This window comes from Emticicia sp. GW821-FHT11C11 (assembly GCF_058808615.1).
The window spans coordinates 806,652-832,607 of the sequence record NZ_JBXARV010000001.1 but is presented as its reverse complement, the minus strand read 5'-3'; the positions used below and the strand labels follow the sequence as shown (position 1 = coordinate 832,607).

The 25,956-nt window shown below is 39.7% G+C and carries 21 protein-coding genes and 1 tRNA gene; 10 read left to right on the top strand and 12 right to left on the bottom strand.

The window, feature by feature from the left end; translation table 11 throughout:
• Positions 1-214: 214 nt before the first annotated feature.
• From AC1RRY_RS03505 to AC1RRY_RS03495, 3 genes are read left to right on the top strand one after another with little or no spacing between them, the layout of a single operon-like run.
• Positions 215-1,234, top strand: a complete 1,020-nt coding sequence (locus AC1RRY_RS03505) for a Kelch repeat-containing protein (RefSeq protein WP_492818005.1) — start codon at positions 215-217, stop codon at positions 1,232-1,234.
• A gap of 8 nt (positions 1,235-1,242) precedes the next feature.
• Positions 1,243-1,935, top strand: coding sequence for a glycosyltransferase family 2 protein (locus AC1RRY_RS03500; protein ID WP_492818006.1), 693 nt, complete (start codon positions 1,243-1,245; stop codon positions 1,933-1,935).
• Positions 1,919-3,142 carry a hypothetical protein gene (locus tag AC1RRY_RS03495; RefSeq protein ID WP_492818007.1) on the top strand — a complete coding sequence of 408 codons (1,224 nt, stop codon included), beginning with the start codon at positions 1,919-1,921 and terminating at the stop codon, positions 3,140-3,142. Before AC1RRY_RS03500 ends, AC1RRY_RS03495 begins: the two co-directional genes overlap by 17 nt.
• Positions 3,143-3,267: 125 nt before the next feature.
• Here AC1RRY_RS03495 and AC1RRY_RS03490 read toward each other — a convergent pair whose 3' ends face one another.
• Positions 3,268-5,280: a M13 family metallopeptidase gene (locus AC1RRY_RS03490; protein WP_492818008.1), complete on the bottom strand. Its 2,013-nt coding sequence runs from the start codon at positions 5,278-5,280 to the stop codon at positions 3,268-3,270.
• Between the two features lie 255 nt (positions 5,281-5,535).
• Here AC1RRY_RS03490 and AC1RRY_RS03485 point away from each other — a divergent pair, with 255 nt between their 5' ends.
• Together AC1RRY_RS03485 and AC1RRY_RS03480 are read left to right on the top strand one after the other, a co-directional pair.
• The gene (locus AC1RRY_RS03485; protein WP_492818009.1) at positions 5,536-7,581 is read left to right on the top strand and encodes a leucine-rich repeat protein; all 2,046 of its coding nucleotides are present in this window, start codon (positions 5,536-5,538) and stop codon (positions 7,579-7,581) included.
• Positions 7,582-7,609: 28 nt separating this feature from the next.
• Positions 7,610-8,953, top strand: a complete 1,344-nt coding sequence (locus AC1RRY_RS03480; protein WP_492818010.1) for a neutral/alkaline non-lysosomal ceramidase N-terminal domain-containing protein — start codon at positions 7,610-7,612, stop codon at positions 8,951-8,953.
• A 3-nt stretch (positions 8,954-8,956) separates the two neighbouring features.
• Here AC1RRY_RS03480 and AC1RRY_RS03475 read toward each other — a convergent pair whose 3' ends face one another.
• The 3 genes from AC1RRY_RS03475 to AC1RRY_RS03465 all read right to left on the bottom strand — a co-directional run bounded on the left by AC1RRY_RS03475 (position 8,957) and on the right by AC1RRY_RS03465 (position 11,597).
• Positions 8,957-9,850: a phage exclusion protein Lit family protein gene (locus tag AC1RRY_RS03475; protein WP_492818011.1), complete on the bottom strand. Its 894-nt coding sequence runs from the start codon at positions 9,848-9,850 to the stop codon at positions 8,957-8,959.
• Positions 9,851-10,266: 416 nt separating this feature from the next.
• Entirely contained in the window at positions 10,267-10,635 is a 369-nt protein-coding gene (locus AC1RRY_RS03470; protein WP_492818012.1) for a hypothetical protein, read from the bottom strand.
• 17 nt (positions 10,636-10,652) lie between these two features.
• Complete coding sequence (locus AC1RRY_RS03465) at positions 10,653-11,597, bottom strand: SDR family NAD(P)-dependent oxidoreductase (protein WP_492818013.1); 945 nt, start codon at positions 11,595-11,597, stop codon at positions 10,653-10,655.
• Positions 11,598-11,821: 224 nt separating this feature from the next.
• Here AC1RRY_RS03465 and AC1RRY_RS03460 point away from each other — a divergent pair, with 224 nt between their 5' ends.
• Positions 11,822-12,481 carry a hypothetical protein gene (locus AC1RRY_RS03460; protein ID WP_492818014.1) on the top strand — a complete coding sequence of 220 codons (660 nt, stop codon included), beginning with the start codon at positions 11,822-11,824 and terminating at the stop codon, positions 12,479-12,481.
• Between the two features lie 181 nt (positions 12,482-12,662).
• Here the strand turns inward: AC1RRY_RS03460 and AC1RRY_RS03455 are convergent.
• The 3 genes from AC1RRY_RS03455 to AC1RRY_RS03445 form a co-directional block, all read right to left on the bottom strand.
• Positions 12,663-12,746 (bottom strand) — tRNA-Leu (locus AC1RRY_RS03455).
• A gap of 231 nt (positions 12,747-12,977) precedes the next feature.
• Positions 12,978-14,282, bottom strand: a complete 1,305-nt coding sequence (murA, locus tag AC1RRY_RS03450) for a UDP-N-acetylglucosamine 1-carboxyvinyltransferase (protein WP_492818015.1) — start codon at positions 14,280-14,282, stop codon at positions 12,978-12,980.
• A gap of 41 nt (positions 14,283-14,323) precedes the next feature.
• Positions 14,324-15,043, bottom strand: a complete 720-nt coding sequence (locus AC1RRY_RS03445) for a DUF4290 domain-containing protein (RefSeq protein ID WP_492818016.1) — start codon at positions 15,041-15,043, stop codon at positions 14,324-14,326.
• Positions 15,044-15,239: 196 nt separating this feature from the next.
• Here AC1RRY_RS03445 and AC1RRY_RS03440 point away from each other — a divergent pair, with 196 nt between their 5' ends.
• Together AC1RRY_RS03440 and AC1RRY_RS03435 are read left to right on the top strand one after the other, a co-directional pair.
• Entirely contained in the window at positions 15,240-16,793 is a 1,554-nt protein-coding gene (locus tag AC1RRY_RS03440; RefSeq protein ID WP_492818017.1) for a glycoside hydrolase family 10-like protein, read from the top strand.
• A gap of 2 nt (positions 16,794-16,795) precedes the next feature.
• On the top strand, positions 16,796-18,295 hold the full coding sequence (locus tag AC1RRY_RS03435) for a lipopolysaccharide biosynthesis protein (RefSeq protein WP_492818018.1): 1,500 nt from the start codon (positions 16,796-16,798) through the stop codon (positions 18,293-18,295).
• A 72-nt stretch (positions 18,296-18,367) separates the two neighbouring features.
• Here AC1RRY_RS03435 and AC1RRY_RS03430 read toward each other — a convergent pair whose 3' ends face one another.
• The 3 genes from AC1RRY_RS03430 to AC1RRY_RS03420 form a co-directional block, all read right to left on the bottom strand.
• Positions 18,368-19,561 (bottom strand): PQQ-dependent sugar dehydrogenase, encoded by a 1,194-nt coding sequence (locus AC1RRY_RS03430; RefSeq protein WP_492818019.1) that lies wholly within the window; start codon positions 19,559-19,561, stop codon positions 18,368-18,370.
• Between the two features lie 87 nt (positions 19,562-19,648).
• The gene (locus AC1RRY_RS03425; RefSeq protein ID WP_492818020.1) at positions 19,649-20,281 is read right to left on the bottom strand and encodes a hypothetical protein; all 633 of its coding nucleotides are present in this window, start codon (positions 20,279-20,281) and stop codon (positions 19,649-19,651) included.
• Positions 20,278-20,763, bottom strand: coding sequence for an RNA polymerase sigma factor (locus tag AC1RRY_RS03420; RefSeq protein ID WP_492818021.1), 486 nt, complete (start codon positions 20,761-20,763; stop codon positions 20,278-20,280). Before AC1RRY_RS03420 ends, AC1RRY_RS03425 begins: the two co-directional genes overlap by 4 nt.
• A 154-nt stretch (positions 20,764-20,917) precedes the next feature.
• Here AC1RRY_RS03420 and AC1RRY_RS03415 point away from each other — a divergent pair, with 154 nt between their 5' ends.
• Positions 20,918-22,195, top strand: coding sequence for a glycosyltransferase family 4 protein (locus tag AC1RRY_RS03415; RefSeq protein ID WP_492818022.1), 1,278 nt, complete (start codon positions 20,918-20,920; stop codon positions 22,193-22,195).
• Here AC1RRY_RS03415 and AC1RRY_RS03410 read toward each other — a convergent pair.
• Both AC1RRY_RS03410 and AC1RRY_RS03405 read right to left on the bottom strand, forming a co-directional pair.
• On the bottom strand, positions 22,192-23,346 hold the full coding sequence (locus tag AC1RRY_RS03410; protein WP_492818023.1) for a glycosyltransferase family protein: 1,155 nt from the start codon (positions 23,344-23,346) through the stop codon (positions 22,192-22,194). The genes AC1RRY_RS03415 and AC1RRY_RS03410 overlap by 4 nt on opposite strands.
• A 68-nt stretch (positions 23,347-23,414) precedes the next feature.
• The gene (locus tag AC1RRY_RS03405) at positions 23,415-24,260 is read right to left on the bottom strand and encodes a hypothetical protein (RefSeq protein ID WP_492818024.1); all 846 of its coding nucleotides are present in this window, start codon (positions 24,258-24,260) and stop codon (positions 23,415-23,417) included.
• A 348-nt stretch (positions 24,261-24,608) separates the two neighbouring features.
• Here AC1RRY_RS03405 and AC1RRY_RS03400 point away from each other — a divergent pair, with 348 nt between their 5' ends.
• Positions 24,609-25,796 carry a phosphoglycerate kinase gene (locus AC1RRY_RS03400; protein ID WP_492819282.1) on the top strand — a complete coding sequence of 396 codons (1,188 nt, stop codon included), beginning with the start codon at positions 24,609-24,611 and terminating at the stop codon, positions 25,794-25,796.
• Positions 25,797-25,956: the final 160 nt, after the last annotated feature.

The following is a 25,956-nucleotide window of genomic DNA, read 5'->3' as shown; positions in this document are numbered from 1 at the left end:
TCTTTGATATCTATAATCAAACACAAACTGTTAACCATCCACCACATTACCATATCAAACCTAGCCGCAGGCTCCCATTAAAAATTCCCCTCCCCAATTATCTCCGGATTAAATTTAACAATCCCTTGTCTTTATAAATTGGAATTTTAAACGTATACATATACCTTCGTCAAATTTTACTATAGCCATTGATTCTAACTTAAATTAATTCCTAGTGAAGAGATATCTACTTCTGTCCTTATCCCTTGTCATTATTATTGGTGTATTCCTTGCTAAATGGTGGTTTGTTTCCTGGAGCCCCTTTGCTCTTGCTTCACCAGTTGTCACACAAAACGGCACTTTTACCATAGAAAGCGAGCTTCCCGAAGCACGTACAGAAGCGGGAGGAACTACGCAAAATGGGTTCTTCTATATTTTTGGAGGTATCAATCAATGGGGGCAAACGTTTATCAGTTCCTACCGGTATTCAGCAGATAAAAAACAATGGGAGGCCATCAAAGATACTCCTCAACCAATCAATCACGGTGGTGTTGTAGCAGACAATAAATATGTATATCTGGTTGGAGGTTTTAAGCCTTTATCTTTACGAATTAGGGGCTTTATGTTTGCCAACTGGGAGCCTCTGAATACTTTATACAGATATGACCCTGCCACTAATAATTGGGCAACTTTAGCTGCCATGCCTGAGCCCCGGGGAGCCGGAGGTATATGTATCAGCAATGATACTATCTGGTATGTAGGCGGCATTAAAGCAGATAAGAACATTTCTAATGCTTTATTCGGTTATTCCATCAAGCATAACAGCTGGTTCAGGGCGCCATCGATGACGCACCCCAGAGATCACCTGAGAGCAGAAAGTGTGAATGGGAAAATCTATGCTATCTCAGGCCGGAAAGATGATTTAAGGTTCAATCTGGCTTACATGGAAGAGTATAACCCCACCACACAAAAATGGAGAAGAATGGCTGATATACCCACACCAAGAGGCGGCTTTGGTTCTTCTGTTCATAACAATAAAATTTATACTTATGGTGGAGAAAACGTCTGGAGCTGTTTTGACGTGCTGGAAGTTTTTGACCCCCTGACCAATAAATGGGAAAAACAAGGCCCGATTCCGGAGGGGCGCCATGGTATTATCAGTGGCTGGATTGGAGATCAGTTACATTTAGTGTCCGGAGGACGACACCCAAGACTATCCATCAGTGGCATTCATAGAGTATATACACTTAAATAAGAATGCAGATGAGCGAAATTTCATTGATTATACTGGCGTACAACGACGCAGATTCACTGATTAATTTAATCCCGGGCGCGTATTCTGTTCTAGAATCGAACTTTGATCGTTTTGAATTGATAGTGGTTGATGATTGCAGCCCAGATAATACACCACAACTTGTAGGAGCGTATAAAGAGAAATATAAAAATCTGGTTTATGAGAGAAACCCTGTCAATAAAGGGGTTGGATATACTTTTCAAAGAGGTGTAGAACTTGCCAAATATGTCAGCGTAGCCTACACAGATGGCGATGGGCAGTTCGATCTGAACGACTTAGTAGAACTATATCAATATAGAGAAGAATTTGATATTGTTTCAGGGAAAAGGAACATAAGGGCAGATGGTTTAAAACGATTGATTATATCAAAAGTGTATAATCAACTGTTGAAGCAGGTTTTCGGTGTAAAAATGAAAGACACTAATTCGGCTCTGAAAATCTACAGAAGAGAAATATTTAAGGATATTCTGCCTTTACAATCTCATAGTGGGTTTTATGATGCTGAAATTATAATTAAATCTCTGCGATTAAATTATACTATTAAAGAAGTTCCTGTAACTCACTATCCCCGGCAATTCGGAGTTGCCAGCGGTGTAAAATGGAAGAGTATTGTAAATGTATCAAAATCATTAATTCAGTTTTACCGTGATACAAAAAAGTAACGTTGTTCTGTGTATAGTAATACTTGCCTGGATATCCTTAGCACTTATTATTTTACTATCTCCTAACAAATTCATACTTGATGAGTATATCTATTATAAGAATCTATATTCGAATTATCCGCCGTTTTCTGTAGAATTTATCAGAAACTATCAGGGTACGGCAGGGATAGTATCTACGTGGTTTCATATTCTTATATTAAATATTACAGACGGAGATATTGTCAAGATGAGAATCACCAATCTTTTCTGGGTATTTCTCACAGCATTATTATTCAGTAAAAGTTATAAAACTGAAGACAGTGGCTCCGATAAACTATTAGGTTTTGCACTTATTTTAAGCCCATACATGTTTGACATGACCGCTCGGGTGATGGGAGAATTCCCTATATTTTTTCTGGGTTTTGCCTTTTATACACTGTTCGATAAAATTGAGCGTACAAATACAAAGTGGTATTGGTATCTGCTAACGGGCCTTATAGGAGCCCTGGCGATTGCAGGAAAACAAACATTTATTTTGCTATTGATATTTCCTGTTTATTCTTTATTGACGAATAAGAGTAATTTCCGTAATAAGGTAATACTCATTTTAAGTATGTGCTCTTTACCAGCTTATATTTATTGGATCTGGGGCGGAATTGCCCCCAAGAGCTCATCGATCAAATACAACTCGCTCAGCATTGCCTATGCTGATTTCATGAATATACTTTTTTATCTGACACTCATCAGCATTGTATTTTATGCTTATTACATCAAAGAGTTCATCATCGCTCAATTGAAGAAAAAACTGATACTGTCAGTATTTATAATCATTATTATTGCGGCTGTAATTCTTTTCGCCTATTCGAATATACCCTCTGTAGTGGCACTAATACGTTATACACGCGGACTGGTGGTAGATGCCTTTTCGATTACGTCAGCGTTTTTCTTATATGTTTGTTGCAGAAAAGTTTTTAAAACCTCTGCTCCTCTGGCAGTATTTGTCTGCTTGTGGTGTGTAATCCTTTTGAAAATTCCCTATTTTCAAGGAAGATACCTGGCATTAATTACGCCATTCATACTTTTGCTTCTCCTGAAAGCAAATAAAATAAGGCTTACTCCATTGACTGCATTGGTCGGTTATCTGTTCAATTTATTTTCTACACTAGAATTATATCAGTTTTTCTATATCAGAAGTGCCATTAAACAACTGGTAAAAACCATTCTTTAATAATTTTACGTGGTTGATATTACATAGCTAAGTGGATTTCAAATTCCTGTATTTAAAAGGACAACAATAAAAAGACCGTAACCACTCAAAAGCAATTACAGTCTTTAAATACTTCTTTCTATACCCTACCAAACTGTAATCCGTTCGCTTTCAGGTTTGTACATTTTATCACCGGGTTGCACATTAAATGCTTTATAAAAAGGTGTAAAGTTCATCAAGGGTCCGTTCACACGCCATTTGGCAGGCGAATGTGGGTTGGTATTCACGTATGTTCTCATGTAGGCATCTTTGGTTTTTACCCGCCATATTCTGGCAATAGAAATAAAGAATCGCTGCTCGGGAGTGAATCCATCTATTTTTTCACCACTCTTGTATTGCTGGGTCAGTTTAAAGGCATCAAAGGCAATGGCTATACCGGCAATGTCTGCGGTGTTTTCGCCTACTGTCAGGGCACCTTTTACATGTACCGAATCCAATACAGTATATTGGTTATACTGGTCTATTACCTGCTGGGTTCTGGCTTTAAACTTTTTGAAATCATCTGCCTTCCACCAGTTTTTCACATTGCCAACTTTGTCGAATTGAGCGCCCTGGTCATCGAATGAGTGGGTAATCTCATGGCCAATCACCATGCCGATTCCACCATAATTAAGCGCATCATCGGCATTCAAATCAAAATAAGGCGGTTGTAGAATTCCTGCCGGAAACACAATTTCGTTCAGTGGCGGGTTGTTGTAGGCCGTAACTGTTGGCGGAGTAGTGCCCCATTCAGTGCGGTCAACCGGCTTACCTACTTTTGCTATCGAATAATTAAAATCGTTCTGACTGGTAGCCAGACGGTTTTCAAAATACGTACCCCGATTGATTTTCACGGCAGAGTAGTCTCTCCATTTATCCGGATAACCGATTTTCTCACTGAATGCATACAGCTTTTCTTTGGCCTTGGCTTTGGTGGAATCGCTCATCCAGTCTAGTTGGGTAATGCGGTTTTCAAAAGCCGTTTTCAGGTTATCTACCAACACCCGCATCCGTTTCTTGGCTTCTTCAGGGAAATACTTCTTTACATACAATTGTGCCAGTCCATGCCCAAGCGATCGGTCTATGGTCTCTGTAATCTCTTCGCCACGTGGTTTTTGTGTAGCCTGTCCTGACAATTTCTTAGAATACTCAAAAGACGCCGTAGCGAAATCTTTACTCAGGAAATCGGCATAAGCCGTCAATGTTCTGGCTTTTAGGTACGCTTTCCAGTCTTCTATTGAAACAGAGATCAGTAGTGTATTCAAACGGTCATAATATGCAGGTTGCTGCATATTTAGTGAATCTATCTTTATTCCTAGTCCGTCAAAATAGGTCACCCAACCTATATTAGGTTGTTTCAGAGCGATGTTTGCTACCGCCAGTTTGTTATAATTGGCCTGTACATTTCTGCGCTCAATATTGGTTTTGTGCGATGCCGCAAGTTCTTTCTCAATACCATACACAGCAGTTGCCATTCTGGTAGCAGCCGATGCCTCAGTACCCGATAGTTTAAACAAAGTAGTAAGGTACGTTGTATAGGCCTTCTGAATAGCAATGGTTGAAGAATCGGTTCTGAAATAATAATCTCTTTCGGGTAATCCTATACCGGTTTGTGTTAAATTGACAATGTTAATAGCGCTATTTTTGATATCAGGCCCTACACGGAACCCAATAATAGAATAGTTATTAAACTTTTGCTGGTCGGTTACAAATTTCATCAGCGAAGCCACATCCTTTATACCATTAATGCGTTTCAGAATAGGCTTTACGGGTTCATAACCTCTTTTATTGATAGTGGCGACGTCCATCCCCGAGGCGTAAAAATCACCTACTTTCTGTTCAATACTTCCTGCGGGATTTTTCGCTGCAGAAACACTGTCGAGAATGCCCTGCATCCGGACACGCTGCGGGAAATTGAGGAATGAATAAGACCCTACACCCGATTGAGTAGATGGAATCTCAACGGAATTGTACCATTTGCCGTTGACATACATAAAGAAATCGTCGCCCGGTTTGATACTTGGGTCAGTATCAGTAATGTGTACTTTCTGTGCCAGAGCGGATAATGCACCAATCAAAGCGAACAAAAAGATTAAAGAGAAAGAAAAGAGTTTTTTCATGTTTTATTTCAGGATGTTGAATAAAGGTGATTTTGATGGAAAAATACGGAAAATGTTTTGGCAAGCCAAGTAAAGATGTGAAAGTGTAGTTTTTAGTGGTTGCTGAAACTGGTTTGGTTAGCTTTGGTCTGTTAGTAATCAAGCTACTATTCAGGATACTATAAATATACTAATCACTACTACATTCAATATGCGAGATTAAATTTCTATTTTTGAGAAACAGACTCCATACCTAAACATTTTAAAACCTTTGCTATGTCTGAATTTGCTTTACGACTAATAGAAGAAAACAAAAGAACCCAAAACCCATACTTAGATTTAGGAAATTGCGGACTCGAATATAAATTACCTAAAGAGTTATTTGAATGTAATTGGTTGAAAAGTTTGATTTTGGGTAACCGATATTTTGATGATGAAGAGAATAAATGGATCGGTTCCGAAAATACAGGTGAGGAAAATATATTTCAGGGCAAGGAATTAATTGTTCTAAAACATCTTTACCAATTAGAATCTTTAAACCTTTGCTGTAATCAGATTCAAGAATTATCAGGCTTAGTTTCATTAACGACTTTACAGGATTTAAACCTTGGCGACAATCAAATTAAAGAGCTTTCAGGATTAGAATCATTGACAGCATTAAAGACATTATATCTCAATTCTAACGAAATAGAAAGAATATCAGGCTTAGATTCTTTGGTGCATTTAGAATCATTAGATATTAGTTACAACCAAATCAAAGAAATTTCAGGTCTGGAGTCATTAACTGCTTTAAAATCATTAGACATTACAGGAAATCAAATCCAAAAACTATCAGGCTTAAAATCATTAGCAGCGTTACGAACTTTACAGGCTAGCTTTAACCAAATCCAAGAATTATCTGGTCTAGATGCTTTGGTTAACTTACAGATATTATATCTTGTCTCGAATAGAATCAATAAAATATCAGGTTTAGGCTCATTAACTAACTTAGAGTCATTAGTCATTGGTCTGAATCCAATTCAGGGAATATCAGGTTTAGAGTCATTAGTTAGCTTGCAGACTTTATACCTTAGTAGGTGTCAAATTCATAAAATATCAGGCTTAGAATCATTAACTAACTTACAATTATTAGACCTTAAAGGCAATAATATTGAAGAAATATCAGGTTTAGAATCATTAGCTTCCTTAAAATCATTAGACCTTAGCGGAAATAAAATCTATCATCTGTCAGGATTAGAATCATTATCGGCTTTAAAAACATTCCGCCTTAACTTCAATCAAATTCAAGGATTATCAGGGTTAGATTCGCTAGTCTCTTTAGAATCACTAGAACTTAATTATAATCAAATCAAAGAAATATCAGGTTTAGACTCATTAGCAGCTTTACAATCATTAGACCTTCGGGAAAATCAAATCCAAAAACTATCAGGCTTAGATAGGCTTACTTCTTTACATGCAATAGACCTTAGCTTTAATCAAATCAAAGAAATATCAGGTTTAGACTCATTATACGCTTTAAAGTCACTAAACCTTTGGTCTAATCAAATTAAAGAAATTTCGGGCTTAAACTCACTGATCACTTTGCAGACACTATTCCTTAGCCGTAATCAAATCAAAGAGACATTAGGCTTGGGTTTGTTAACAGCATTGCAAGAATTAGACCTTCGTGACAATCAAATTCAAAGTTTAGCTGGTTTAGACTTCTTGAACTCATTACAATCATTAAATCTAGAAGACAACCAACTTCAAAGAATAACAGGTATAGACTCTTTAACTACTTTACAGTCACTAGACCTAAGCGGAAATCAAATCAAAGAAATATCAGGTTTAGGCTCACTCACCTCTTTAAAGACATTGTTTCTCGGGGGGAATCAAATCAAAGAAATATCGGGTTTAGATTCATTGCCTGCTTTAGAAAAATTAAGCCTTAGCAACAATCAAATTCATAAAATATCAGGTCTAGATTCATTAACGGCTTTACGATCTTTGTATCTTTACCATAATAAAATTCAAAAGTTAAACGGCTTGGAGACTTTAACAACTTTACTGGAATTAAATCTTGGTGATAATCAAATCCAAGAATTATCATGCTTAGATTCATTGGTTTCTTTACAGAAATTAGACCTAAGCGACAATCAAATCCAAAATTTAGACCAAGTAAGAAGAATTATTCAATTTCCTAAGCTAAAAGAAGCAAGACTAAATAATAATCCTTTTTCTGTACCAAATGAAGTGGATAAAAATATTTTAAGCGATTTACAAGCTTATTTTAACAATTTAGAGCAATTACCAAGAAACCAAACTTTCGTCACTTACTTATAAGCCATATTAACGAAAAAGCACTCTTGAATTGAAAAAACTCATTAAAATCCTCACCTGGTTTATTGTTGTATTGGCAGTATTGGTTGTAAGCCTGTTCACCTTGAATGATAACCGCCCCCTTGAGGAAACCGACTATTATGCAACAACCAAAAATAAGCTTAAAACACTAAAAATCAGTAGTGGACACGGAACCGCACTGAAAGGCGGGTGGAGCAAAGAAAATATCACGACAAACGCTGAAATCTATATTGCCGGATACGGCCTTCGCGAAAATCCGGCGTCGGCGGTGCACGATAGTATTTATGTACGCTCAATCATTTTAGATAACGGCAAACAAAAGATAGCCATGATTACCATGGATTTGCTGATTGCACCTCCGTTGGTGGTGGCACAGGTTATTCCGGCGCTAGGTAAGCTTGGTTTCGGCCGGGAGAATATTTATTTTGGCGCCACACATACACATAGCAGTGCAGGCGGCTGGGCAGGCGGACCAGGAGGCAGGGCAATGGCCGGACCAAAGAATGAGCAGATGATTAAAACCATTGCTGATGCCATTGTCAGAAGTGTTAAAAAGGCCGAGTCCACTGCTGCTGACTGTAAAATTGGCTTCCAAAAAATCAACGCCGGAGATTATGTAACCAACCGCTTGTTTGGAGAAACAGCAGCGGAAGACCCCTGGCTGCGTATCATGAAAATAGAAAAAGCCAATAAGGAATCGGCTTTAATACTCACTTATGCCGCCCACCCTACTGATATTCCGAAGGATGACAACCGGATAAGTGCCGACTACCCGGGCATGTTGGTTACCAGTCTGGAAAAATCTGGTGTATGCAATTTTGCTGCTTTTTTCGCAGGAGCAGTAGGCAGCATGAGTCCGGCGGATAATGGTGCTGATTCCTACCAGAAAGCTGAACTGATTGCTTCTAATCTTGCCAACCTGATCAAAGCCGGCAGTAGCTCACTAAAAACAGATACCACCTCTTTGATACGAACTGTTTATTTCCCCTTGGCATTGCGCGACCCTCAGCTGCGACTAACGAAACATATCCGTATCCGTCCATGGGTATTCAATTGGCTGATGGGAGAACAACAAGTAGGCATCAATGCCTTACGCATCGGTGATATGATATGGATAGGCACTCCATGCGATTATTCAGGAATGATGTACAGCCAGTCTGATTTGACAGCTCAGAAAATGGGCAAAAATTTGATTATTACTTCATTTAACGGTGGATACGTAGGCTATATCACCCCCGATGAGTATTACAACGAACACAAAGCCGAAACCCAGGAAATGAACTGGTTCGGGCCATACAATGGCAGGTATTTTAGGGAGGTGATAGATGGGTTGGTTGCGAAGGCAGGGAGGTAGGGTTTATGCCTCAGAGTCACTTTGCATTCCTTTTAAATATTTCGTGTATTTGAGATAATCTTCTTTAACTGTTTTTTTTTCCGTATAGAACAATTCATTAGTTTTTCTATATTGCTTATTCCATAAATTTAAAATAAGTAGCCCCATTTCCCAATACGCATCGTCACTACCATTTTTATCTTCTATATTTTGTAATATTTTATAGAATCTTTCATCACTATCTGGATGGGTATCATCACCTCTCCATGAACTTTCAATCAATAAAATAGAACCCAAGCCAATTATTATACCCATATTAAGAGAATGATTTTTTAAATCATTCTCTTTTTCATGTCCTCCAATTAAAACATCAAAAGCATACTTGTCAGCGGAAAACTCTTCCTCCTTTGCTTTTTCACCTACTTCTGAGCCACTTAAATCATGTCCAAGATAATGATGACCAATTTCATGTGCTATTATGTAGTTCATCGCAAATACTGTCATAGCATTAGCCTCATCAATACATCTATTCTCTGTCATTGTCGGATTTGGTAAATCAGTTGGCCATTCCGTCCAATTTTCCTTTAAGGAATATCCATAATTTAATAATGCAATGGCGTCATACAAATTTGAATCAGTTTTAAAGTCTATCCTCTCCCTTCTGTTATTAAATAGAGAAACTACTAAAAAACTTACACACCATACAAATGCTATATAATTCTCATAAATAGTAATTTGACTATCTGTTGTAATTTCTGCTATATCATGAATTTTTACTCGGGCATTATCGTATATAATAATACTATTAAGTCCTGAATATTCAATTGCTTCAGTAAGCTCTTTCGAATAATTAGGAGAAGCTTTGTCTAAATACTTGAGAATTTTATCAGTAAAAGGATGTAATGGTAGATTGTGCATTTGAAAAATCTTAAGTAATTCTAAAAACTATTTAAGTTATTCCTAAAGACCGTGCCAATATATGTTTCTGACAAAACTTCATCGCTTTTCCGCCATCTTGTCAGATAACAAAATTTACAGCTTTAATATAACATAGCCTGATTAATAAAATTATAAAGATCGATTTTTGGTATACTTCCCTCAAAAGTGTCTAACCTTAGTGTGTGTAAGGTTTGGGGCTTTTAGCTTTGCTGAAAACTTATGATAACAAAAGTCTATTTGTTAAGTTAAGATGTGCACACAAGCGACTCCGAGAGGGCATAAAAACTCGTAATCACTTATGAAATAATTACGGCCTAATACCCACAGCCGGAGTCGAGCCACTATACCCGTGAAGCCATTGATGTTTGAGACCAACGCGTCTACTGATTCCGCTTTTAAGTAAACAAGTTTCTGATTTTTTCAAGAACCGATGCGGGATAACCCGACCAAACTATAAAAACCGGTATCTGCAGAAATATAAATTCAAAAAATCCGCCGTGCCAATCTTTAATTACAATAAAGCAAACGATAGTAATCAGCGAATGAATTATCAACATTGTTCCACCAACTTTGAAAGTCGGTGGAAACAACAAAAGCAAGCCGCCTATTCCCAAAAATAACGATAGTAATTGTATGCCTGAACGAGAAATGTTTGCTTTATTATATACCAGGGCAGTTTCGGGTTTTATTACCCCACCAAACGAATAATAAATGGATGCCATAGAACTAATCAGAATCAGTATGGCTGTTATGGTCTTTATCATATTTTTGATGTTCAGGCTTATGATACAGCAAAAGATTTTTTGTCTTCCGATTGATTGGATGTCTTTTCGGACAAGGCTTTTGCAGGATTCTTCATATTCAGCTTATACATACTTTTATTCAGTGAAAAACGCCAGCTTAACGGAATGATTTTCGTCATTATTTTGTCCATAAAAGCAGCATCCATGGCCAAATTGTATTTGTGTTGTGGTTTTCTTGCTTCCACTATTTTGTATAACTTTTTAGCAAGAACATCGGCCGTCGGTAAAAGCTTAGAATTCCCTGAGCCCTCGCCCATTGCTTTACGATGGTCTAAGTAGGGTTTGTAGAAATCAAAACCCGCTTTCGGAAGCGCCTGTAAATTATCATCTCCATCTTCTGTCGCTTTGCCGAGCATTGGCGTTCTGGTAACACCCGGAGAGGCCAGCACTACGTGAATATCTAACAAACCCAAATCATAATACATAGATTCTGACAGCCCTATCAAAGCAGCTTTTGAGGCATTGTAAAACGGAATAAACGGTTGCCCGATATACCCGGCCCACGAAGCAATATTGATAACCCTGGCTTTGATGGCTTTGCTTGCATTATGCTTTTTGAGCAGTGGAATAAAAGTCTGCGTGATTTTGAATGGAGCCATTAAATTGACTTCCATCACCTGTCTTGCCCGTTTTTCGTCGACGTATTCAAATGGGGCTGTGTACATAATGCCGGCATTGTTGATAATGGCATACAAACCATTGTCGCCAACGATGTTTGAAATTTGCAGAAACGCTTGTTGAATGTCGTCGCCATTGGTAACATCCATTTTGACAGGCTGTACATTTTTAAGCTCACTCAATTTGCCCTTGTCTTTATCATTGCGATAAGTAGCAAAAACCTGATAACCGTTTTGGGCGAAAAGAATAGTGTCAGCTAAACCCATTCCTGTAGATGCCCCAGTAATTAAAATTGATTTTTTCATTTTGTACTATTTTTTGTTCACTGCAAAGGTGGGACAAGCCTTTCAGTAACCACTTACAAAAAAAGTCCAAAGTTGAGGAGGATTATATTTAGGACGAGTCACACCATTGGTTCTTTATATAATAGGATTAAATTGCATCAGTGAATTTAATCACAGCAACAACTATTGCATGCCAGCAGGATGATTAAGTGTTTATTATTAAATATTTTTGATTTGCAATTAATATGCGCCGCGTATCCATTTTCATTATTCTTTTTAGCTGCACGAAGATCGCCGTCGCTCAATTCTCAAATACAAATTGGGCAGCCGGTGCTTATTATGATACAAAAGGCACAAAATATACGGGGTTGCTGACATGGATAGCACCTGACCAGGATACAAAGGCCTTGGAAAGTATCATTTATTTTAAGGCCGACGTGCAGTCAAATGAAATTAAAATTCCTACCCGGGGAGTAACCGGATTTGTAATTAACCGGAATAACTTTGGCGATATTGACAGTTTTATGGTGTCAAAAAATCCGTTATTTAACCGTAAACCCATAATAGAAGTACTCGTTTACCGAAACTCCATAAAACTTTATAGAAGCATCACTTTTGTTATGAGCAAAGCCATCAGGTGGCCCGATGGCAGGATAAGCCCAAGTTCCAGAGTATTGCAGTTCGATTACTATTTCGGACCGGATGATCAGCAGCTTACTCTCCTTGATGACAACAATTTTCAGGAAATCATGCCGGTCATTATGGCTGATAATGTAGAAGCAACGGCAAGGATCAAAAATAAAGAGATGAGATTTAAAGACATCCTTACACTTTTATACACCTATAAATATAACAGCCTGCCACCTGTCTCAGCACCTGCTCCTTTGAAAAATTCCGGGCAGTGAATTTTTCGGAAATAGAAGTACCCGGGATTTTGCTTCATGCAAGTCAGTGTCAAGGACCGTAAGAAGCAGTTTTGCTCCGGAAAAGTCAATCAGGCCACTTTGTTTATCTATCAGATTAGTAGAACTTTATGACATAAAAAAACCGGATTGAAATCTAATAAAAGAAATCAATCCGGTTTTGTACCCAGAGCCGGAGTCGAACCGGCATGCCCTTGCAGGCATTGGTGTTTGAGACCAACGCGTCTACCGATTCCGCCATCTGGGCATGTACTACGGTATTAATCGAATTGGGACTGCAAAGGTATGAGTTATGATTTATAATTCAAAGTTTGAAGTAAAAAAAAATGAGTGGTTTAGTGAATGAGTGATTTAGTGATTATTTTTATTACTATTGCCACTATGTACACTAAGACACCATGAATCACGACTATTCACTAATTCATAATTCACAATTAAACCAATCACTCATTCACACAATCGCTCAATCACTAAATTCTTATATCCTCACTATCTCTGCTCCTATCGCATTCAGGCGGCCGTCTATATTCTGATACCCGCGGTCTATCTGCTCAATATTATCAATGATACTTGTTCCCTCGGCAGACATCGCTGCAATCAGTAACGATACACCGGCACGTATATCCGGCGATGACATACGGATACCTCTCAGTTTATAGTCACGGTTCAGACCAATCACATTGGCACGGTGCGGGTCACAGAGAATTATCTGTGCTCCCATGTCAATCAGTTTATCTACAAAGAACAGGCGGCTCTCAAACATCTTCTGGTGTATCAGTACCGTTCCTTTTGCCTGTATGGCTGTTACCAGTATAATAGAAATCAGGTCGGGCGTAAAGCCAGGCCACGGTGCATCATAAATGGTTAGAATAGAACCGTCAATCAGCGAACTGATCTGGTAATTCGTCTGTGCCGGAATATGAATATCATCGCCTCTGAACTCCATCTGAATCCCCAGTTTCCTGAACACATCAGGTATAATTCCTAATTCCGGTATCCGGCAGTTCTTAATCGTTATTTCCGATTGGGTCATGGCTGCCAGACCAATAAAGCTACCAATTTCAATCATATCAGGCAGCATGGTATGCTCGCAGCCGTGTAATTCTTTTACACCTTCAACGGTTAGTAAGTTAGACCCCACACCGCTTATCTTCGCTCCCATGCTGTTGAGCATCTTGCTTAGCTGCTGCAGATAAGGCTCACAGGCGGCATTGTAAATGGTGGTGGTGCCTTCGGTCATTACAGCGGCCATTAGTACATTGGCTGTGCCGGTTACTGAAATCTCATCCATCCACACATAAGCGCCTTTCATTTTTGAGCCTTCAACGGTATAAAACGCATCGTTTGGGTCATAAATAAATTCTGCTCCTAATTTCTGAAAACCCGTAAAGTGTGTATCCAGTGGTCTGCGACCTATTTTATCGCCACCCGGACGAGGCGCCTTTCCTTTGCCGAAACGAGCCAACATCGGCCCGAGAAGCATGATAGACCCACGTAACGCAGAGGCTTTCTCTTTATATTCGGCGGTTTCGAAATATTCAAAATTCACGTTATCTGCCTGAAAACGATACGAACCCTCGCCTATCTTCTCAAGGCGCACACCCATATCTTTCAACAACTCCATCAGTTTGTTTACATCTCTGATATCCGGAATATTATGGATAGTCACAGGTTCTTTAGTCATCAGTACTGCACATACAATCTGCAATGCTTCATTTTTCGCTCCCTGCGGTATAATTTCCCCCTGTAGTTTTTTACCTCCTGTAATCTTGAAAGATGCCATATAATAGAAATATCTTACGTTTTGAAAGGTGCCCCCTTCTTTTATCTTCTTCTTTTGTTGTTGTTATTATTGTTATTGTTGCTGTTACTTTTGTATCCCCCTCCGTTAAAATTCTTGTTACGGTTGCGGTCGCGGTTATCCCGGCTATCTCTATCCCTATCCCTGTTATCGCGGTTGTGTCCTTGTCCCTGCGCCTGCTGTGGTTGTGGTATACGCTGACGGCTACCGTTACCATCTTTCGGTGATGATTCCATCAGTCCGTCACGACGTAAGTCATCAATTTCTCTCTGGAATCTGAAACCAGACAATTCCAGAATCTGTTGTAAGCAATCTTCTGTTTCAATGCTGTCTTTGTTCCAGGTCTGGTAGAACCCTTTCATCAACCTTACCATATACGAAATAAAGGCCTTGCGGTCTTCAAAGTCTTCGGTTATCATGGCTTTCAATACCAGCAGCTCCAGATTGCGACCATAGAAACGGTGCTTCAACGGATGCTGGTTATAAGGAATAAGCATTGGTCTTTTCCCCAGGATTTCCTTGGGTGGTGGCGGAAAAGGGCTGTCCACATCAAGGTCAAAATTGGCTATGATATATAGGTCATCCCATAGTTTCTTAGAGTAATCAATGCCTTCACGCATATTCGGGTGAATCTGGCGCATTAATTCTATTAGAATATGGGCATACTTAGTACGTTGATCTTTGTCGGATAAACTGACAATGTACTCGGTTAATTTCTGAATGTTACTTCCGTATTCTTTCACAATAATTGGTATTGTATTGGGTGACTTGAATCTTTAAGAATCGATTCTATAAAAAAGCAGATAATAATAAGGGCTTTTTTACTATTAATAATGTTAAACCTCTAACATTATTGCAAAACAAAGCAAAAGTAACAAAAAATAGCCGTTGGGTTAAATTTTTATCTACTTTTGAATAAAATTTCAAACCAGTGGTTAGATGTATTTGAAAAAAGCTGCTCTCTTCCTGATAATCTATGCTTTCCAGAGTAGTTGTAGTCCGAAAGTTACCCAACAATATATCTCCAGATCTCCGGCACCCAAGCGGGAGTTCCGTGCGGTGTGGGTAGCTACTATCGATAACATCGACTGGCCGTCCCGCAAAGGATTATCTTCTGAAGTACAGCAACAGGAATTTAGAACCTTGCTTGACCGCCATCAAAGCTACGGTATAAATGCCGTATTGGTACAGGTAAGAGCCGCTGCCGATGCATTTTACGCCCAAAGCAAAGAACCCTGGTCTGAATGGTTGACAGGTACCCAGGGCAAAGCTCCGGTACCTTTTTATGACCCCATGCAATTCATGATCCAGGAGGCCCACCAACGAAACATGGAGTTTCATGCCTGGTTGAACATGAACCGCGGCACCCATAAAGCCTCCAGAAGTGTTGCTAAAGGGCATCTGGTAAACACAAGACCCGAGTGGTTTTTTACTTATGGCGGTCAGAAACTTTTTAATCTGGGCATACCTGAGGTAAGGGCATATATTACTGATATTGCTTTAGATATTGTCAGAAATTATGACGTAGACGGTATTCATTTTGATGATTATTTTTATCCGTATCCGGTTGCTAATGAGAAACTCCGGGACGAGGATACTTTCAGGAAATACAAGGGCAACTTCAAAAATATTGAAGACTGGCGCCGCAACAATGTTGATTTGATTGTTAAAGCGATAAGTGATGGAATCCAGGCCTTGAAACCAAAAGTAAAGTTTGGCATCAGTCCGTTTGGTGTGTGGCGAAACGCGTCTGTCGATCCGATCGGCTCACAAACCACAGGCGGGCAGGCCTCTTACGATAATCTGTATGCCGACACCAGAAAGTGGATTCAGAAAGGCTGGATTGATTACATAGCTCCGCAGGTTTATTTCAGCTTTGAATTCAACAAAGTACCTTACAAAACACTGACTGACTGGTGGACTCAACACAACTCTGACAGACATCTGTATATCGGACATGCCGCGTATCGTGTAAAAACGGGTAGTACAGAAACCGGTTGGGAAAAAGCCAGTCAGATTCCACGACAAGTAAGGTATAACCGCACTAAGCCTCAGATTTCGGGTAGTATTTATTTCAGTGCAAAGCCTCTAAGTAAAAATGAGTTGTCGGTGGCTGATTCGCTCAGAAATTTATATGCATACCGTGCCTTGCCCCCAGCCATGCCCTGGAAAGACAATATTCCGCCCAATGCCCCTGAAAAAGTAAAAGCCAGAAAAGTAAGTGATCTGGGGATGTCGATTACCTGGGATCTACCATCAATACCTGCTAAAGATGGCGATGCAATCAAATCTTTTGTGGTGTACAAGTTCGATAAAAATGAAAAAATCAATCTTGATAATCCCTCAAAAATACTGGCGATTGTCAGAAACGAAGGTGTGCTCGCGTATGTAGACAATACGTATGAGCCCCGTAAATCTTTTGTATATGTAGTAACTGCACTCGACCGGCTGAATAACGAAAGCCCTATGAGCAATGTAGTATTTGTTAAATAAGTATGAATGTTATAAAAAAACAGGCCTTTATCAGTACCATCTTCTCTTATGCCGGGGTATTGGTAGGCTTCATTTCACAGTTTTTTATTTTTCCCAATTTTTTTGAGAAAGAAGAAATTGGTTTACTGAACGTATTACTCTCTTATATGTACGTAATGGTTCAGCTTTCGTCGCTTGGCTTTAATGCTGCGGGGAGCCGTTTTTTTGTACATTTCAGAAATGCAAAGCAAGGGCACAACGGATTTTTGTTTTTAGGCCTTTCTGTCTGCCTTACGGGCTTTCTGATTTGTAGCGTTGGTATTTATTTTCTGAAAGACTGGATGATTGCCAGCAAAGGCAAAACCAATCTGCTGGCCGCTAATTTTTATTTACTTTTACCTATTACACTGGCAACAGTTCTTTTCAACCTGTTCGATAATTACGCTAAAAACCTGTATGAAACCGTAACCGGAACGTTTCTGTCTCAATTCATTCAACGATTCCTGATTCTGGCTTCGTTGTTTCTGGTGGTTTTCAATGTGCTCGATTTCTCGCAATACATCTGGGTTTGGGTGCTGGCTTTTTCTTTTTATGTGATACCCATGATCTGGAAAGCTTCCAAACTGGATGGTTTTTCGTTGAGGCCCGACTTTTCGGTCATGACACCCTATTTCACAAAGCAATTTGCTACTTATAGTGTACTGACTATTCTCACCGGGTTTTCGTCAATGATTATTCTGTATATTGACAAAATCATGCTGGCAGAAATTTCTACCTTACAGGAGACCGGTATCTACAGCACAGCAGCATTTTTTGGTAGTGTTATGGGCATGTCGTTAATAGCGCTCAATAAAGCTTCGGCTCCTATCATTGTCGACTCCTTTGCAGCTAACGACCTTAAAAATATTGCTATCATTTACCGGAAAAGCTGTACTACCTCGCTCATTGTTGGCTGCTGGATTTTCCTCGGTATCTATCTGAACATCAATAATCTTTTTGAGTTTCTTCCGCCTGGTTATGAAGAAGGTAAATGGGTTATTATTATTCTGAGTGTTGGTAAATTATTCGACTTAGCAACAGGGCTAAACGGCACTATACTAGCGCTTTCTCCATACTACAGGTATGATACCTACATTATGATCAGCCTCATTGGCCTGACCGTATTTCTAAACTGGTTACTGATACCCATGTACGGAATCAATGGTGCAGCCATTGCGTTGGCACTGGCTACTATTTACTATAATGCTGTCCGCTATGCATTTTTATGGTGGAAATTAGGGATGCAGCCCTTCACGATGGATATCCCTAAAGTACTGTTAATTATGGTTACAATAGGCTTTGCAGTAAGCCTGATACCTACTTCAGAAGGCACTAAGTTCAATACGGTAATAGATATTGTGTATCGTTCCACAGCTATAACACTAATCTATGGAGCCGTTATTTACTGGAGCAACATTTCACCGGAACTGAACGGAGCCATGAAAAATCTTTGGAAAACAATAGTAAAATTTGGAAAGAAATAACCCTATCCCTCTCTTCTCCACAATCAGAGACGGTAAGGATAGGGTTACTTCACTTTTATATCAGGAACAAGCCTATTTTTTCTGTAGAGAATAAATTTTCCCTGCGTTATAATCAAGTATATACAACTCCTTAGCGGCATCTTCACCAAAAGCAGAAACAGTGCTTACATTGTCAATTTTATCACCGCTATTGGTTGCCTTCGAGCCATCGTAATTCAAAGCCCATATTTTGCCACTTACATAATCACCAAAAATATACTTTCCGACCAGACCAGGTAATTTTGTACCCCTGTATACAAATCCTCCCGTTATTGAACGGCCATCGGCACCCTGATTATAACTCCATACAGGTGCAGCCAAACCAGCCTGATTACAATTACCCGAGGCATCGAAACACTGGTTGCCTTCTTTTATTTTCCAGCCGTAATTGCTTCCTTTCGTTACTATATCTACCTCTTCTACGTCGTTCTGGCCTACATCTGCTACCCAGAGGTTATTATTGGCAGCATCAAAACTGAATCGCCAGGGGTTACGTAAACCATAGGCATAAATCTCCTCTCTGAAACCATCGCTATTGCCTTTATAGGGGTTATCCGCAGGTATGGTATAAGTACCGCTTTCGGTTGTGCTCACATTGATACGCAATATTTTTCCAAGCAAATTTTTGCGGTTCTGCGCATTATTCTGAGGGTCGCCCCCACTTCCGCCATCGCCGGTAGCAATATACAGATGCCCATCGGCCCCGAACGCCAGTTTCCCTCCTTTATGATTCGTATAGGGTTGGTCAAAAGTAAGCAGTATCTTCTCACTGCCCGCATCGGCTGTCTGTGACCCCGAACTGACTTTGAATCTGGCTATCACTGTCTGACGCGTAGGCGAATTACGATTATAATTGACGTAAAAGAATCCGTTCGTTTTAAAATCAGGATGGAACGCAAGGCCTAATAAACCCATTTCGCCCCCGGCGTCCACACGGCTGTCAATATCAAGAAACACAGGTGCTTGCGACGTACCCGATGCGTTATCAAATACACGTATAACTCCCCTTTGCTCAACCACGTATACCTTGCCGGTACCATCGGAAGCGTGGGTAAACTCAACCGGATCATCAAATGTTAAGTTCGGAAATGCAACAACTGCCTGATATTCTCCGGCCACAGGATTAGAGGTTGAGTCGTCCGTTTTATCAACGGAGTCTGAATCACAACTAAAACCCCAAAAGGCACTTAAGGCAGACAAGACGATTAGAATGCTTATTTTTTTCATACAAGTTCTGGATTTTTAGAATAAACGAATAAAACCCCCGGAATAATTTAAGAACCTGTAAAAACACATTAAAAAATCGTACCATCATCAGTATATCTGTTCCAGTTCTTCCGAAAGAGTCTCCAACTCCTTTAAATCTTCTTTAAAACCGGCACTTTTTCGGTTTTTAAAAGCACCTAACCGAAATGCCAGAAAATATATAAACAGGCAAATAGCTAATGGAATAAACGTATCAATCACGGCAGGCCACAGGCCTTGTTTTGCTATTTTATTAGGCAAAAAAGACAGGATAGTCAAACAACCGGATGCAAGCATAATGATTCCGAACCAGCCCTCGAGTTTTTTATTTTTCTCATACTCTCGTATCATCTTTTTTAGGAATGCCCCCAACGTTGTACTGTTGATATCAGTTGCTATTATCATCTGGCTTTTATAGACTTTCCAAAGTGCCATCAGAATACCAATTGTCAAAAAAACAAATGGTATAAATTGCGCAGTATAGGTAAAGTCGAACGGATTACCGGCAAAAATGGCTCCCATTAACAAGAGTTCAAAAGCCAGCAATGCAAAGAAAAACCTGTTTTCTCTTCTTATTTGTGCCACTCTCGACTGTGACTTTTCACGTATCATATTCACAATCAGTTTTTCAGTAAGCAACTGTGATGCCTGTAGTTTAAGATCATACGTCTGCCAGGCCGATTTTAATTCATCCAAGTTCATATTCTGTTCGTTTTAATGATTTTTTCTAATTTGATTTTGATTCTATTCAGCCTTACCCCTACGTTTGAGTTCGTAATCCCGATTATTTCAGAAATTTCATCATAGCTTTTATCGTCCAGATAGAGCATAATTATTGCCTTTTCAATTTCCGACAATTGCTCAATGGCCTGTTTCAATATACCTGAGTGGTTATTCTCTTCAAATGCCATATCGGGTATCTGCAGCTCGCTGATAGAAAGAGACTTTCGTTCGGGCCTACCGGATTCTTTTCTGAAATTTGAAATAGCTGTATTCAAAGCTACTCTGTACAGCCAGGTGGTATGACGCGACTCGTTCCTGAAACCGGGGTAAGAAGTCCACAATTGCAAAACAATTTCCTGAAAAAGGTCTTTTTTATCGTCATCGTCATGACAATACAAATTACATACTTTGTATATGAGGCCTCTGTTTATATTAATCAGACTGATAAATTCCTTTTCCATTAACTGATGCATTGTTTAAACAATTAGTCGCAAAGCAGATGAAAAACTTACATGAATGGAGATATTTTTTTACGCTTGCCAATTCGATTATTAAAGATATGCCAAAAAATCGCTTAATTCGCATCTGTTATTGACACAATTGCCGGAATAATACTTGAAAATTCTACTGATAAATACCGACGACAGCATGGGTGGTGCAGCCATTGCCTGCTTACGTATACTGACGGTACTGGAAGAAGAAAAAGACATTGAAGCCGGCCTGCTGGTTCAGGAGAAAAAAGGTAAGAGAGAGGATGTCACCGCCGTTGCCACCAGCTGGCTGGACAGAAAAAAAGCTTTTGCGCGCTTTGTCTGGGAGCGACTCTATTTCAGGTTACATGAAAAGAACAAAGAAGTACGCTTTGCCTTTTCACCTGCCAATGCAGGTATTGATATATCAGAACATTCCCTGGTGCAGGAAGCCGATATCATTCATCTGCATTGGATTAACTTCGGATTTCTGTCAATTCAATCGCTCGAGAGACTGTTTAGTCTGGGCAAACCTGTTATCTGGACACTGCATGATATGTGGGCATTTACTGGGGGATGCCATCACAGTGGTGATTGCGAAAACTACCAGCAGCAATGTGGCTATTGCGTTCCTTATTTAAAGGCGCCTTCAGCCCAAGACTTATCGGCAAAGATATGGCAACAGAAAAATCTTGTTTTCGGCCAATCACAACTACCTCCGGTTAAGATTGTTGCCTGTAGCCAATGGCTGGCAAACAGGGCTCGTAAGAGCAGTTTATTTAAGCATCTGCCGGTTACATCTATCCCGAATCCTTTAGACATCACAGTTTTTAAACCAACTGGTAAAACAGAGGCCCGAACTCAACTTGGATTACCCCTCGACAAAAAACTGATTTTGTTTGCTGCTGCAAAAGTGACGGTTATCTGGAAAGGCTTCAGTTATTTTCAGGCAGCCCTAGATTTATTATATAAATTGGTTAGTAATAAGGAAGCCATTGAACTGGTGATTCTGGGCGAAAGTGATGAAGAAATAAACAAAAGCCTGCCATTTAAAACCCATGCCTTGGGAAGAATATCTGATACTCAGAAAATTGCTTTAATCTATTCGGCTGCCGATGTTTTCACAATCCCGTCGATACAGGAAAACCTACCCAATACTATTATGGAATCGCTGGCCTGTGGTACTCCGGCAGTAGGTTTTGAAGTCGGCGGTATTCCCGAAATGATTGAACACAAACAAACCGGTTTTCTCGCTAAGTATAAATCAGCTGAAAGTCTGGCAGAAGGTATCAACTGGGTTTTGTTTGAAGCAGATACGCAAACACTTGTCGCGAACGCCAGAAAAAAAGTGCTTGAGAATTATTCGCAGGAAGTAGTCAAAGCTAAGTATTTAGAGGTGTATAAAAGTCTTCTGCCTCGTTAAGGTTTCTGATTCGTCCCTAATCGTCTCACATCCTCATAGGCATCAACCACCGTATTTTGCAATTCATTGAATAACAGTTGGGCATTACCCCTTTTATGCTGCATATCTTCTGTGGTCAGGGCAACCAGAAACGCTTTTATTTGCGCATCTATCTGTTCATTTTCTTCAATCAGCCAGCCTGCACGGTGCAACAAAGCCCATGTATCTGCTTCATTGCTGCCACAAAACAAAATGCTTGCACCGGCACAGATAGAACTCACCGCCTTTGAGGGTACTGCTATGTGTGTCCATTGCTGTAATAAACTTACCAGGTGCACATCAATAAAATGCAACTGGCTGCGCGGTACACTTTTCAGAATGGTTATTCCTTCACGATTGTGTGCATAGGCTAATGCCTTATCAGCTTTCTCGCCATAAACCGCCAGTATTAAATGATGCCTGCTGCTATCAAGGTTATCGATAAATCGTAGTAAGAATTCGTCAGAATGCGCCTGCCCCAGATTTCCACAATAACCAAAATAGATTTTCCCGTCAGTTTTTTTCCATTGCGGCACAACCGGGTCGTTTTCCTGATGCACCAACACTCCGCATGGCAAAATCGTAGTCGGGATATTGTGATGATAACTCTCTCTAACAAAAGTTGCCTGATTGGGTCCAAGAGCTATCAGGTGCTGTGGGGGTGTCTGATATGTTTTTCTGAGAACCAACCGGTATAAAAAATTAGACGTACTAACAGTACCGGCTGCTACGAAACCTTCAGGGAATAAATCCATCGACCACAAGACCCAGTCCTTCAAAAACAAGGACGCCCAGAAAGGCAGCAAGGGGGGACTGGTCATCACGATTATCTTTCCTCTTCTAATTTTTCTGGCTTTTAGTACTAGAAAAAGGCCGTCCAATGTACCGGAAATTAATCTCAGTAAGCCATTTTTACCTTCATAGAAGGTCTTAACTGCATGCAGAATACCTATGGGCTTACGCACCTGTCCGCCACCATCATAAGTGCGGTCAATGTGCACAATGTGAACTTCTGCCTGATAATTTTCTATCAAATACCTGGCTAAGTCCCACGCAGACTCACCCGTGATCCCGGGGTTAGGCGGATAATGACGATTGATGATGGTAATAACCGGGGATTTGATTTCAGACATGGGATAATGGCAGCAAGTATACCATCACAAAGGTAACCAATAAAGGCAAAAAAGAAATAAGTGACGGGTTACTCCTCGTCATTCTTATCGATATACTTATAGCCTCTCAGTATATTATACCTTAGCACCAGGCCAAAGTTAAAACTGAAGCCATTGGTAAGCTGTTGTGCCTTGTCGATGGTTACTTTATTAATAGAGTAGTCTATATCTGAACGAATCAGCCCTTTGGGGGCGATATTCCCTCTGGCAAAAACAACAATTGACAGCGTTTCTGATACCCTCCCATGTAATTCAACCTGAACCTCGGCTTGCGCCGCAGCTCTTTTACTTAAAAAGGCTTCGCTTCTCAATCTGAGAGTATCAGGTACTTGCTGTGGATTATTTGAAAGACCTGCAAAATGGCGTTCACCGATCTTCATATTTTTGGCATCGGGCGAAAGTAAAACACCAAGACCCACATGGATTGTCGCATTTTTCGTAATAGGGTCTATTGTCAGAATCTTTCTTTTATAACGGATCGGAATGGTTGTCAGCCCGGAACCCAGTCGATAAATATACGGAATCGACCTGCCCGAGCTTACCGATTGTATCAGATACGTCGGATTTTTGTAATAACCCGTTTCAATCGACCAGATATTATTCATACTATAACCTAACACTACACCCCAGTACAAGTCATTACCTTTTTGTTTTCCTATCAGACCATCCAGATTGTTGACAAGCGTAGACTGGCTGAATTCCATGCCTCCTTCCACCCCCAGGTATAGATTGATTGTTTTCCTGTCCAGGTTTGGATACACGTTGTTTCTTACATCTGTTCTTTGGCCCGGTGCTCTGTAATAATCGTCTTCTTCCTGGCTAAATACCAGAAATGAGACACAGACAAATACCATTGAAAGTAAAACTTGTTTCATATTATAGTGGAAGTGAATTCAAATTTACAAAAAAACTAAACTTCAGTACGCTTAATTTGATATACATATAATTGTGACAGATACGCCATTTCGAAATGAAAGACGCTTAAACTTGTAAAATAGTTGTTAGGCCAAATAATATTTTTCATAACCAAAGAAAAAGTATAGTTATTTCAAGAAATTTTGGTATTAAGCGAAAGAATCGTGGTAAAATTTCGTGATGTTAGCGAAAAGAAAATCTATATTTGTCTAACTAAAATCGTCTGACCGCAAAATTATCTAAGCAAAAAAACAATGAGTAAATATACTCACTAGCTCAGGCTTATTACTCACTCACTAATCTCAATGATGAAAACATTAGATACTTATGACTTCTCGGGCAAAAAAGCCCTTATTAGAGTTGACTTCAATGTTCCTCTGAACGAAAAATATGAAATCACTGACGACACCCGGATTACAGCAACCATACCAACCATTAAGAAAATTCTGAAAGATGGCGGTTCTTGTATTCTGATGTCGCATCTGGGTCGTCCGAAAGACGGACCAACCGAAAAGTATTCATTGAAACATCTGGTGAATCCGCTTTCAGTAATATTGGGTCTGCAAGTGAAATTTGCTGATGATTGTATCGGAAAATCAGCTACTGAGCAAGCGGCAGGTTTACAACCCGGAGAAGTACTACTGCTTGAGAACCTGAGATTTTATAAAGAAGAAGAAAAAGGAGATGTAGCCTTTGCTGAAAAACTTTCGAAACTGGGTGATGTATGGGTAAATGATGCCTTCGGTACCGCGCATAGAGCACATGCTTCTACAGCAGTAATCGGTCAGTTCTTTACAGATCGTGTATGCGGGTATGTAATGCAGGCCGAAATTGACAATGCCCAGAAAATACTTGAGCATGCAGAGCGCCCATTCACTGCCATTATGGGAGGCGCCAAGATTTCTGATAAAATCCTTATCATTGAACGTTTGCTTGACAAAGTAGATAATCTGATTGTAGGCGGTGGTATGACCTATACCTTTACTAAAGCCAAGGGTGGTGAAATTGGTAAATCTTTGCTGGAAGCCGATAAACAACCGCTTGCTTTAGAATTAATAGAAAAAGCAAAAGCAAAAGGCGTAAATCTGATATTGCCTTTAGACAATGTTTGTGCCGATGACTTTTCTAATGATGCAAACAGACAGATAATAAAAACCGGACAGATTCCTGCTGACTGGCAAGGGCTTGATATTGGTCCTGAAACTATAGAGTTATTTAAAGATATTCTTGAAAAATCTAAGACGATTCTTTGGAATGGCCCGATGGGTGTTTTTGAGTTTCCTAATTTTGCAGTAGGTACTAATGCCATTGCAGAGGCTGTTGTAAAAGCAACCGAAGAAAACGGGGCGTTCTCATTAATAGGTGGTGGTGATTCGGCGGCGGCTGTGAACAATGCCGGATACGGAGACCGTGTATCGTATGTTTCAACAGGTGGTGGTGCTTTGCTTGAATACATGGAGGGTAAAACCTTACCGGGTGTAGCAGCTTTAGAATAATAGTATATGAGTAATAAAAATGAAAGCCCCTGTCTGTCAGATCAGGGGCTTTTTTCAATATTTTAGCGGGGAAAAACCTATTTTACCACAATTTAATATTTGTAAAATAGATACCAACGGCAACAATTAGTGTAAGGATACCTACCAGAACAATTTCGGC

Coding starts and splice junctions, on each gene's coding strand:
- AC1RRY_RS03500 (WP_492818006.1), top strand. CDS start 1,243: ATGAGCGAAATTTCATTGATTATACTGGCGTACAACGACGCAGATTCA.
- AC1RRY_RS03490 (WP_492818008.1), bottom strand. CDS start 5,280: ATGAAAAAACTCTTTTCTTTCTCTTTAATCTTTTTGTTCGCTTTGATT.
- AC1RRY_RS03485 (WP_492818009.1), top strand. CDS start 5,536: ATGTCTGAATTTGCTTTACGACTAATAGAAGAAAACAAAAGAACCCAA.
- AC1RRY_RS03475 (WP_492818011.1), bottom strand. CDS start 9,850: ATGCACAATCTACCATTACATCCTTTTACTGATAAAATTCTCAAGTAT.
- AC1RRY_RS03470 (WP_492818012.1), bottom strand. CDS start 10,635: ATGATAAAGACCATAACAGCCATACTGATTCTGATTAGTTCTATGGCA.
- AC1RRY_RS03465 (WP_492818013.1), bottom strand. CDS start 11,597: ATGAAAAAATCAATTTTAATTACTGGGGCATCTACAGGAATGGGTTTA.
- AC1RRY_RS03460 (WP_492818014.1), top strand. CDS start 11,822: ATGCGCCGCGTATCCATTTTCATTATTCTTTTTAGCTGCACGAAGATC.
- murA (WP_492818015.1), bottom strand. CDS start 14,282: ATGGCATCTTTCAAGATTACAGGAGGTAAAAAACTACAGGGGGAAATT.
- AC1RRY_RS03440 (WP_492818017.1), top strand. CDS start 15,240: ATGTATTTGAAAAAAGCTGCTCTCTTCCTGATAATCTATGCTTTCCAG.
- AC1RRY_RS03435 (WP_492818018.1), top strand. CDS start 16,796: ATGAATGTTATAAAAAAACAGGCCTTTATCAGTACCATCTTCTCTTAT.
- AC1RRY_RS03430 (WP_492818019.1), bottom strand. CDS start 19,561: ATGAAAAAAATAAGCATTCTAATCGTCTTGTCTGCCTTAAGTGCCTTT.
- AC1RRY_RS03425 (WP_492818020.1), bottom strand. CDS start 20,281: ATGAACTTGGATGAATTAAAATCGGCCTGGCAGACGTATGATCTTAAA.
- AC1RRY_RS03420 (WP_492818021.1), bottom strand. CDS start 20,763: ATGGAAAAGGAATTTATCAGTCTGATTAATATAAACAGAGGCCTCATA.
- AC1RRY_RS03410 (WP_492818023.1), bottom strand. CDS start 23,346: ATGTCTGAAATCAAATCCCCGGTTATTACCATCATCAATCGTCATTAT.
- AC1RRY_RS03405 (WP_492818024.1), bottom strand. CDS start 24,260: ATGAAACAAGTTTTACTTTCAATGGTATTTGTCTGTGTCTCATTTCTG.
- AC1RRY_RS03400 (WP_492819282.1), top strand. CDS start 24,609: ATGAAAACATTAGATACTTATGACTTCTCGGGCAAAAAAGCCCTTATT.